The sequence below is a fragment of the Kitasatospora sp. NPDC096077 genome (assembly GCF_040303245.1).
In the GTDB taxonomy this organism is placed as follows: Bacteria; Actinomycetota; Actinomycetes; order Streptomycetales; family Streptomycetaceae; genus Kitasatospora.
Genome location: NZ_JBEOSV010000035.1, coordinates 48585 through 58812 on the forward strand (window position 1 = coordinate 48585; position 10228 = coordinate 58812).

General features: G+C 74.1%; 7 protein-coding genes. 4 read left to right on the plus strand and 3 right to left on the minus strand.

Going from position 1 to position 10228, the window contains the following annotated elements:
* The 3 genes from ABTZ03_RS26730 to rsmH all read right to left on the minus strand — a co-directional run bounded on the left by ABTZ03_RS26730 (position 1) and on the right by rsmH (position 3959).
* Positions 1–2286, minus strand: coding sequence for a peptidoglycan D,D-transpeptidase FtsI family protein (locus ABTZ03_RS26730; RefSeq protein ID WP_350515618.1), 2286 nt, complete (start codon positions 2284–2286; stop codon positions 1–3).
* A complete protein-coding gene (gene ftsL / locus ABTZ03_RS26735; protein WP_350515619.1) occupies positions 2283–2852 on the minus strand; it encodes a cell division protein FtsL in 570 nt (189 codons plus the stop codon). The genes ABTZ03_RS26730 and ftsL overlap by 4 nt, the downstream gene beginning before the upstream one ends.
* A gap of 132 nt (positions 2853–2984) precedes the next feature.
* Positions 2985–3959 (minus strand): 16S rRNA (cytosine(1402)-N(4))-methyltransferase RsmH, encoded by a 975-nt coding sequence (gene rsmH / locus ABTZ03_RS26740; RefSeq protein ID WP_350515620.1) that lies wholly within the window; start codon positions 3957–3959, stop codon positions 2985–2987.
* 536 nt (positions 3960–4495) lie between these two features.
* On the opposite strand from rsmH, the gene ABTZ03_RS26745 reads away from it, so the two are divergent.
* The 4 genes from ABTZ03_RS26745 to ABTZ03_RS26760 all read left to right on the plus strand — a co-directional run bounded on the left by ABTZ03_RS26745 (position 4496) and on the right by ABTZ03_RS26760 (position 10068).
* Positions 4496–5038, plus strand: coding sequence for a beta-class carbonic anhydrase (locus ABTZ03_RS26745; protein WP_350515621.1), 543 nt, complete (start codon positions 4496–4498; stop codon positions 5036–5038).
* Between the two features lie 302 nt (positions 5039–5340).
* A complete protein-coding gene (locus tag ABTZ03_RS26750; protein WP_350515657.1) occupies positions 5341–6312 on the plus strand; it encodes an AAA family ATPase in 972 nt (323 codons plus the stop codon).
* A gap of 1 nt (position 6313) precedes the next feature.
* On the plus strand, positions 6314–7636 hold the full coding sequence (locus ABTZ03_RS26755) for a DUF58 domain-containing protein (RefSeq protein WP_350515622.1): 1323 nt from the start codon (positions 6314–6316) through the stop codon (positions 7634–7636).
* The gene (locus ABTZ03_RS26760; protein WP_350515623.1) at positions 7633–10068 is read left to right on the plus strand and encodes a transglutaminase TgpA family protein; all 2436 of its coding nucleotides are present in this window, start codon (positions 7633–7635) and stop codon (positions 10066–10068) included. The genes ABTZ03_RS26755 and ABTZ03_RS26760 overlap by 4 nt, the downstream gene beginning before the upstream one ends.
* The last annotated feature ends 160 nt before the right edge of the window (positions 10069–10228 follow it).

Sequence of the window (10228 nt, forward strand, 5' to 3'; positions counted from 1 at the left end):
TCACGGCTTCCACTCGACGGGCAGGTTCGGTGCCTGGCTACCGCTCGGCGGGACCTGCATGGTCTTCAGGGTGAACTCCATCACCTGCTTGAACACCGGTCCGCACAGCTGGCCGCCGAAGTGGCCGTTGACCGGGCCCTGCAGGGTGCAGGAGACGGTGTAGCGGGGGGCGTCGGCCGGCGCGAAGCCGATGAAGGAGGCGGTGTAGCCGTCGTAGCCCTTGCCGTCGGCGGCCCCCCGGTTGGCGGTACCGGTCTTGCCGGCGACCCGGTAGCCGGGGATGGCCGCGTTGCCGCCGGTGCCCTGCTCGTCGTCGACGACCGACTCCAGCATCGAGGTCATGGTCTTGGCGGTCTGCTCGCTGACCACCCGGGACTGCTCGCCGGCCGGGGTCGGGACGTACCTGCCGTCCGGACCGGTGATGCCCTGCACGATGCTGGGCGCGACCCGCACCCCGCCGTTGGCGATCGTCGAGTACACCGAGGTCGCCTGCAGCGCGTTCATCTGGATCCGGCCCTGGCCGAAGGAGATGTTGTACTTCTCCGAACCGACCAGCTCCTCCGGCTTCTTGAGCATCCCGGCGGACTCCCCCGGGAAGTTCAGGCCGGTCGGCTGGGCCACTCCGAACTTGCGCAGGTAGCCGTCCAGGATCTGGTTGGCCTTCCCCTGGTCGCCGTCGCCGAGAGCCTCGACGGCCTCGATGGTGCCGATGTTGGAGGACTTGGCGAGCACCCCGGCCAGGGTCAGGTACCAGGTGTTGTGCCAGACGTCGTCCTTGAACTCCTGCCCGGCCCGGACCAGCCGGTTGGGCACGGTGACCTTGGTGTCCCAGTTCGCCTTGCCGGAGTCCAGCACGGCGGCCAGGCTCATCAGCTTGGCGGTGCTGCCCGGTTCGTACGCGTCCACCAGGGCCGGGTTGCCCATCTGGGCCTGCTTGGCCAGGCTCAGGTCGTTGGGGTTGAAGCCGGGCGCCGAGGCCATCGCGATGACCTGGCCGGTCTTCACGTCCTGGACGACGACATAGCCCTTCTCCGCACCGGAGTTGGCCACCTGGTCGGTGATCGCCCGCTGGGCGGCCCACTGGATGTCCCGGTTGATGGTCAGCTTGATGTCGCTGCCGGCCACGGCCGGGTCCAGCGAGCCCCCGGCGGTGGGCACCAGCCGGCCGCCCGCCTGGGCGTAGCTGCTGCGGCCGTCCTTGCCGGCCAGCTGCTTCTGGTACTGCAGCTCCAGCCCGCCTGCGCCCTCGCCCTCGCCGTTGACGAAGCCGAGCAGGTTGGCGGCCAGGCCCTCGGCGGGGTAGATCCGCTTCTGGGTCTCCCGGTTGAACACCCCGGCCAGCGGGTTGGCGCACTCGTTGTCCACCCGGGTGCGCCCGCCCTGGTCGGCGGGCTTGCCGAGCAGCTTCTTCTGGGCCTGGCAGGTCCGCGAGCCGGACTGCTTCTCCAGGCCCGACTTGAGGTCGCTGATCTGGTTCTTGGCGGCCGGGGTCTGCTGCGCGGCGAGCCGCTTGTAGCGGGTCTTCGGGGTGTGCAGGTCGGCGGCGAGCTTGTCCTTGGACACGCCGAGGATCGGCGACAGCAGCGCGGCCGCCTGCTCCGGCGCGTCCGGGATGCCGGTCGCCTCCGGGGTGAACATCGCCGGGTCGGCGGTGATGTCGTACGCGTCCACGGTGGCCGCCAGCGCGACCCCGTCGGCGGACGTTATCGAGCCGCGCTCGGCGGTGATCGGGATGTTCAGGTAGCGGTTGGTGTTGGCGTCGGCGGCCAGCGCGTCGGCGTCCACCAGCTGGAGCTGCACCAGGCGCCCGGCGAAGACCGAGAACACCAGCGACAGCACCACGGTGATCACCCGCAGCCGGCGCTTCGGCTCGGCCAGCCGCAGCGCCTTGGGACGTTGCGCCGGCCGGGACTTCGGGCGCGGCCGCACCGCCGCCTGACTGCGGGCCGGCGGACGGCCCTCCGGGCGGCGCTGCTGCGGCGCGCGCGGGGTGCGGCCGACGGAGGCGGACTTGGCGGGCTGCGCCTTGGCCGACTGGCCGCGCGCCGGCTGGACCTTCGCGGTCTGGCCCCGGGCGGGCTGGGCCTTCGCGGGCTGGGCCTTGGACGGCTGCGCCTTCGGCGGCTGGGCCTTGGCGGACTGGCCGCGGGCCGCGCTCTGGCCCTTGGCCGGCTGCCCCTTCGCGGGCTGGCCGCGCCCGGCGACGGGCCGGGCCGCGCCGGTGCGCGGCGGCTGACGGCGGCCGGACCCCGAGCCGGAGCCGGACGGCTGACGAGGCGTCGTCATCGGGTACCACCCCCGTGCTGGGCCGGCGCGGGTGTCACCGGGTTGAGCTGGATCACCGAGTCACCGGCCGAGGCGGCCGGGGTCGGCGGCGGTGCGGGTGCCTGGCCGGTCGGCTGGGCACTCGGGGAAGGGCTCGGCGAGGCGCTCGGCGAGGGACTCGGCTGGGCCGAGGACGGGGCCGACGGCTGGGCCTGCGCGGGGGTCTGACCACCCGGCGCCCGCATCGGCCACGGGTCGACGGTCGACTTCTTCACCGGCGGGCTGTCCGCCGCCGGGCCGGGCGTGCCGATCACCTTGCCGCCGTTCGGCACGTCCAGGAAGGCCATCCCCCCGGCCGGGACCATGCCCAGCTCGGCGGCCCGCTTGGCCAGCGCGTCCGGGGCCGAGTTCTGGTCGATCTCGTGCTGGAGGCTCTGCTGCTCGTCGGTCGCCTTGGTGGTCTGCTTCTGCAGCCGGGACAGCTCGAAGGAGCCCTCGTTGAGCGCCGTGTTCAACGCCAGCAGGCCGAGCAGCCCCGCCGCCAGCAGCACCACCACGAGCACCGCGAACGGCGTCCGCCCCCGCACGGGGCGTCGCCCCGGCCGGACCGTGATCCGCGCCCTGCCCTGTCCGGGGAGTCCTCCCCGCCCCACCCGGACCTCACCGGCCACCGGCCCCACCGCTCTCCTCCGCCCTTCGGACCCCGCCGGAACCGTTCGTCAGCCCCGCTTGCTTCGGTCCCTGATCCTCTCCGCCACCCGCAGCCGCACGGGCGCGGCGCGCCGGTTCTCCTCGATCTCCTGCTCGGTGGCCAGCTCGGCCCCGCGGGTGATCAGTTTGAGCCAGGGCTGGTGCTCGTCCGGGATGAACGGGAGCCCCGGCGGGGCGGTGCTGGTCGACCCGGCGGCGAAGTACTGCTTCACCAGCCGGTCCTCCAGCGACTGGTACGACATCACGGCGATCCGGCCGCCGATCGCCAGGACGTCCAGCGCCCCCGGGATCGCCCGGTCCAGGACCTCAAGCTCGCCGTTGACCTCGATCCGCAGCGCCTGGAACGTCCGCTTGGCCGGGTTCCCGCCGGTCCGGCGGGTCGCCGCCGGAATGGCGTTGCGCACCAACTCGACCAGACGCGCGCTGTTGGTGAACGGTTCCTTCTCCCGCTCGCGCAGGATGACCGAGGCGATCTTCCCGGCGAACCGCTCCTCGCCGTACACCTTGAGGATCCGGGCCAGGTCGCCGTGGCTGTAGGTGTTCAGCACCTCCGCCGCGCTGATCCCCCGGGTCTGGTCCATCCGCATGTCCAGCGGCGCGTCCTGGGCGTAGGCGAAGCCGCGGTCGGCCTCGTCCAGCTGCATCGAGGAGACGCCGAGGTCGAACAGGATGCCGTCGACCTCGTCGACGCCGAGCCGCTCCAGCACCTCGGGGATCTCGTCGTACACCGCGTGCACCAGGGTGGCCCGGTCGCCGAACGGGGCCAGCCGTTCGCCGGACAGCTTCAGCGCCTGCGGGTCGCGGTCCACCGCGATCAGCCGGACCTCCGGGAACTGGGTCAGCAGCGCCTCGCTGTGCCCGCCGAGGCCGAGGGTGGCGTCGACCACCACGGCACCGGGGCGCGAGATCGCCGGGGCCAGCGCGTCCATGCACCGCTGCAGCATCACCGGAACGTGCTTGGGACCCGGTTCGTTGGTGGTCATGCGCGGTGGCGCCCTTCCTCGGTGCGGAGCAGCCCGACGACCGGGAGCTCCGACCATTCTCGCCCACCGCCCGCCGACGCGACGACGCGGCCCGTGGTCCCCGCCCGCTCAAGGGGAAGGTCGTGACCGCCCGGCGCCGGGGAAGGTGCGCCAGGTGAACACGGAGCGGGTGGAGGCCACGGGCCGCATCGGCCGGGCCGCACGGCCGGGAACGCCCGGTTGACGGGTTCCGGCGGGTGTGCTCCAACGCGCCGAACTCTATCGCGCGACCCCTCCCAGTCAATGGTCCGCTCCGGCGCACCACCCGGGCGGCGGTACGGATCACCGCAGGTCGCGGCCGTCGGGGCGGCCCGGCGGGGCCCCCGGGCGGAGGCCCGGGCCGACTCCCGCGCGCCCCTGCGGGCGACCGGGCGCGGACCCACTCCGGGACCAGCCCGGACAAACCCTCCCGTTGTCGCTATGCGCTCGATCACAGCGGCGCGTTCTGTAGCTCTCCGCCCCACCGCACGACCCCGGATCGCACTAACGTCGCCCCCATGACAGTGACCCCCGACCGGCCCACGCCGAACGCCGCTGCCGACCCCGCCGGACCCACCATCATCGACCGCTTCGTCACGGCCAACCGCGAGTACGCGGTGACCTTCCGGGACGGTGGCATGGACGCCCGCCCGGTCCAGAAGATCGCCGTGGTGGCCTGCATGGACGCCCGCCTCGACCTGTTCGCGGCGCTCGGCCTCGAACTGGGCGACGCCCACGTCATCCGCAACGCCGGCGGCGTCGTCACCGACGACACCATCCGGTCGCTGACGATCAGTCAGCGCGCCCTCGGCACCCGCTCGATCGCCCTGATCCACCACACCGGCTGCGGCCTGCTCGGACTCACCGAGGACTTCCGCCGCGAACTGGAACTGGAGGTCGGCCAGCGCCCGCAGTGGGCGGTGGAGGCCTTCGTCGACCTGGACGGCGACGTCCGCCAGTCCATGCAGCGGGTGCGCACCTCCCCGTTCCTGCTGCACACCGACGACGTCCGCGGTTTCGTCTTCGACGTCCACACCGGGCTGCTGCGCGAGGTCCGCTAGGCCTTCCGCCCGGCATTCGGGGACGGCCGAATGGTGACTTCCGGCCGCCGAACGGGGGAGAATGCGGCTGCCGGTCAGACCCCGAACCACCTGGGGCGGCCGGGCCGCAGGCCGCCCACCCGGCGCCGGATCCTCCTTCGGAACCGCCCCCGGGACGGCCGCGTCAAGCATGGGGTGGGGGCCGGTCTCGGGTGAGGCGGGCACGGTGTGCCAGGGAGCGTAAACGGGTGACGAGCTACAACGATCAGGCCGGTCTCGGCAGTCCTGCGGGGGGCGAGCAGAGGGCGAACGGGTACGGTCCGATCGGGCTGCCGGAGCTCGCCGCGGTCGTGGACCGGGTCCGCGCCAACATCGAGAGCGTGATCGAGGGCAAGCCGGAGGCCGTCCGGATCGCCCTGACCGTCCTGCTCGCCGAGGGCCACCTGCTGCTGGAGGACGTGCCCGGCGTCGGCAAGACCATGCTGGCCAAGGCCCTCGCCAAGTCCGTCGACTGCACCGTGCGCCGGATCCAGTTCACCCCCGACCTGCTGCCCTCGGACGTCACCGGCACCAACATCTACGACCAGCAGCGGCACGACTTCGAGTTCCGCCCGGGCGCGATCTTCGCCCAGATCGTGGTCGGCGACGAGATCAACCGCGCCTCGCCCAAGACCCAGTCCGCGCTGCTGGAGTCCATGGAGGAGCGCCAGGTCACCATCGACGGCACCAGCTACGAGCTGCCCTCGCCGTTCATGGTCGTGGCCACCCAGAACCCGGTCGAGATGGAGGGCACCTACCCCCTCCCGGAGGCCCAGCGGGACCGCTTCATGGCCCGGATCTCGATCGGCTACCCCAGCCCCGAGGCCGAGTTCGCGATGCTCGACGTGCACGGCGGCGCCAACCCGCTGGACGACCTCCAGCCGGTCGCGCACGCCGCCGACATCCTCAAGCTGGTCGAGCTGGTCCGCACCGTGCACATCGCCGACCCGGTCCGCCGCTACGCCGTCGACCTGGTCGCCGCCACCCGCACCAGCCCCGAACTGCGGCTGGGCGCCTCGCCGCGCGCCACCCTGCACCTGGTCCGGGCCGCCCGCGCCGCCGCCGCGCTGGACGGGCGCGACTACGTCACCCCCGACGACCTCCAGCGCCTGGCCGTCCCGGTCCTGGCGCACCGTCTGATGCCGACCGCCGAGACCCAGCTCGGCCGCCGCACCTCCGAGCAGATCGTGACCGACCTGGTCGCCCGGCTGCCGCTGCCGCGTCCGCAGGGCGGCCCGGCCGTCCGGAGGGGCTGAGGTGACCCCGTCCGATCCGACGGGCGGACTGCGGGCCGGACTGCGCGGCCTCACCACCCGGGGCCGCTCCTTCCTCGCGGCCGGTCTGACCGCGGTGGTCTGCTCCTACCTGCTCGACCAGGACGCCCTGCTCCGGGTCGGCGTGCTGCTGGCCGCGCTGCCGCTGGCCGCCGCCGTGGTGGTCGCCAACACCCGCTACCGGGTGGCCAGCGGACGCCGGCTCAGCCCGCGCCGGGCGATCGCCGGCCAGGAGGCCCGGGTCCACCTGCGGGTGGACAACGTCTCCCGGGTGCCCACCGGGCTGCTGCTCCTGGAGGACAAGGTCCCGTACGTGCTCGGGCCGCGCCCGCGCTTCGTGCTGGACCGGGTCGAGCCGCGCGGCTTCCGCGAGGTCTCCTACCGGGTCCGCTCCGACCTGCGCGGCCGCTACCCGCTCGGGCCGCTGCAGCTGCGGCTGGCCGACCCGTTCGGGATGTGCGAGGTCAACCGCGCCTTCGCCGCCTCCGACGTGCTCACGGTCGTCCCCCAGGTCCAGGCCCTGCCGCAGGTGCGGCTCAGCGGCGAGTGGCTCGGCCAGGGCGAGAGCCATGCGCGCACGCTGGCCCTGGCCGGCGACGACGACGTGATCCTGCGCGAGTACCGGCCCGGCGACGACCTGCGCCGGGTGCACTGGCGCTCCACCGCCCGGTACGGCGAACTGATGGTGCGCCGCGAGGAGCAGCCGCAGAAGGCCCGCGCCACCGTCCTGCTGGACACCCGTGAGGTGGGCCACCGCGGCAGCGGCCCCGCCTCCTCCTTCGAGTGGGCGGTCAGCTGCGCCGCCTCGGTCGCCGTGCACCTGCTGGAGCGCGGCTACCAGACCCGGCTGCTCACCGACACCGGCCAGTCGGTGCCCGGCCCCGGCGACGGCGGCCACAACCTGGCCTCCGACACCTCCGGGCTGATCCTGGACGCCCTCGCGGTCGCCGACCTGTCCGAGGGCGCCGGGCTCTCCCGCGCCGAGGAGCCGCTGCGGGCCGGCGGCGAGGGCCTGCTGGTCGCCGTCCTCGGCGACCTGGACGACGCGCAGGCCGCCCGGCTGGCCCGGCTGCGCGCCCGGACCGGCGGGGCCGTCGCCTTCCTGCTCGACGCCGAGACCTGGACCGGCCTGCGGATGCTCGCCCCCGACACCGGCGGCGACGCCTTCCGCGCGCGGGTCCGGGAGCTGCGCGAGGCCGGCTGGACGGTCCTGCCGGTCCGGGCCGGCGACTCCGTGCCGGACCTGTGGCGGGCCGCCGACGGCGCCAAGACCACCGCCCCCTACCGAGAAGAGGCCGGCGCGTGACCACCCGGGCCAAACTGACCGTCTACTCGGCGCTGGCCACCGTCCTCGCCTCGCTCTGCATGCTGCCGCTGCTGACCACCCGCAGCTGGCTCACCCACGCCTTCCTGGTGGTCGCGGTGGTCGCGGCGGTCGGCGCGGGGATGCGCCGCTCCCCGCTGTACCGCTGGTCGGTGCCCGTGGCCCAGCTGCTGGTGCTGTTCCTGCTGATCCTGATCGGCTTCGCCGGCTCCGGGATGATCGCCGGCGTGCTGCCCGGTTCGTCCTCGCTCCAGGTGCTGAGCCGGGTCTTCTCCGGCGGCCTCGACGACATCCGGCAGTACGCCATCCCGGCGCCGCCGACCGCCGGGCTGCGGCTGATCCTGGTCTCCGCGGTCGGCCTGATCGCCGTCCTGGTGGACACCGTCGCGGTCACCTACCGGCGGGCGGCGCTGGCCGGCCTGCCGCTGCTGGCGCTCTACTCGATCGGCAACGGCCTGGCCGGTGAGCACGGCAGCTGGATCTGGTTCTGCTTCGCCGCGGCCGGCTACCTGGTGCTGCTGTTCGCCGAGGGCCAGGACCGGGTCTCCCGCTGGGGACGGGTCTTCCGCGGCGGCTCGAACGGCACGCTGTCCTCCAACCAGGTCAGCCTGGGCGGCCAGCAGGTCGGCGTACTGGCGCTGGCGCTGGCGATGCTGCTGCCGGTCTTCCTGCCGCGCTGGGACCTCGGGCTGCTGGGTTCCGACTCCGGCGGCGGCGGCAAGGGCAGCGGCGGGAGCGTGACCACCAGTCTCGACCCGCTGGTCAGCCTGGAGGCCTCGATCACCAAGCCGAGCGACGCGGAACTGCTCAGCTACAAGATGGAGAGCGATCTGGCCGGCCAGACGTACCTGCGCACCGGCTCGCTGGACCAGTTCGACGGCACCAACTGGAAGCTCAGCAGCCCGGTGGTCACCGCCCTCCCGACCACCCTGCCCGCCCCCGAGGGACTGCGGGACACCAACGTCCCCCGGATCGTGGGCGACTTCACGGTCAGCGAGAACCTGGAGAACAGCTGGCTGCCGATGCCCTACCCGGCCGCCTCCGTCTCGCTCCCCGACCGCGGCCAGTGGCGGCTCGACCCGATGACCCGCACCGTGCTGCCGGCCGACGCCAAGGCGATCCGCGGCCTGCACTACCAGGTCAGCACGCTGGACCTGCGGCCCACCGCCTCCGAGCTGCGCGCCGCCACCCCCGCCCCGCAGGACATCCGGGACCACTACACCGCCATCCCCTCCGACCTGCCCCCGGTGGTGGCCGAGCGGGCCAGGGCGGTCACCGCGGGCGCCCGCAACGACTACGACCGGGCGACGGCCCTGGTGAACTGGTTCACCGGCTCGGAGTTCACGTACGACACCTCGGTCCAGGGCGGCACCGGCAGCAACGCGATCGCGGTCTTCCTACAGGACCGCCGGGGCTTCTGCGTGCACTTCGCCTCCACCATGGCGGCGATGGCCCGGGTGCTGAAGATCCCGGCCCGGGTCGCGGTCGGATTCACCCCCGGTGATGCCAAGGCCGACGGCAGCTACTCGGTGACCGGCAAGATGTACCACGCGTGGCCCGAGCTGTACTTCTCCGGCTACGGCTGGATGCGCTTCGAGCCGACCCCGAGCCGGGGCGTCCCGGCCCGCTACTCCGAGGGCTCCGGCGTCCCGACCACGGCACCCACCCAGCAGCCGACCGCCGCCGCGACCAGCGCGGCCGCCGTCCCGGCGCCGACCAACAGCTCCGACTGCACCGCCAAGCAGCGTCAGCTGGGCGACTGCGGCCCCAAGAGCAAGGCCGTCAGCCAGGCCGCCGATGACTCCTGGCTGCTGTCCGGGCAGGTGCTCGGCACCCTGGCCGTGGTGGTGGCGCTGATCCTCCTGCTGCTCGTACCGATGTTCTGGCGCACCGCCGTGCGCCGTCGCCGACTCGGCGGCGGCGGGCGGCGCCGACCCGGCGGGGACGGTCCGACGGAGCTCACCGACGCCCAGGTGCTGGCCGCCTGGGACGAGCTCGTCGACTCCGCCTGGGACCTCGGAATTCCCCCGGACGAGTCACGCACCCCGCGCTCGGCCGCCCGGCGGATCACCGAGGCGGCCGAGCTGGACGCGGACGCGGCGGCCGCCACCGGTCGGCTGGCGCTGGCCACCGAACGGGTGCTCTACGCCCCGCCCGGGCAGGTCACCACGGCCCCGCTGGCCGCCGACGTGCGCACCGCCCGGCGTGCCCTGTGGGCCGGCACCGGCCGGGCCGGTCGGGTGCGGGCGCTGCTGCTGCCGCCGTCCTCGGCGCAGCTGTGGTGGCGGCTCTCCGACGCGGTGCGGGCGGCCCGGACGGCGGTCGGCGGCACGGTCACCCGGATCTCCGGGGCGGTCACCGGCCCGGTGCGGCGGGTGCTCGCCCGGCGGAGGAAGTCCACGCCGGAGTCCTGACCCGGAGTCCTGGCCCCGGAGCGCTGACCGGGGTCAGGACACACGAGAGCCGGGGCGGGGGGGGGGGGGGCCGGCCGCCCCGCCGGGCGGAGAGGGTGGGGGGGGGGGGGCGGCGGGGCCCGGCGGCGGGACACACCGCGGGGGGGCGGGGGGCGCGCGG

Excerpts from the sequence above, each read along its gene's own strand:
- ABTZ03_RS26730 (WP_350515618.1), bottom strand. The coding sequence starts at position 2,286 with ATGACGACGCCTCGTCAGCCGTCCGGCTCCGGCTCGGGGTCCGGCCGC.
- rsmH (WP_350515620.1), bottom strand. The coding sequence starts at position 3,959 with ATGACCACCAACGAACCGGGTCCCAAGCACGTTCCGGTGATGCTGCAG.
- ABTZ03_RS26745 (WP_350515621.1), top strand. The coding sequence starts at position 4,496 with ATGACAGTGACCCCCGACCGGCCCACGCCGAACGCCGCTGCCGACCCC.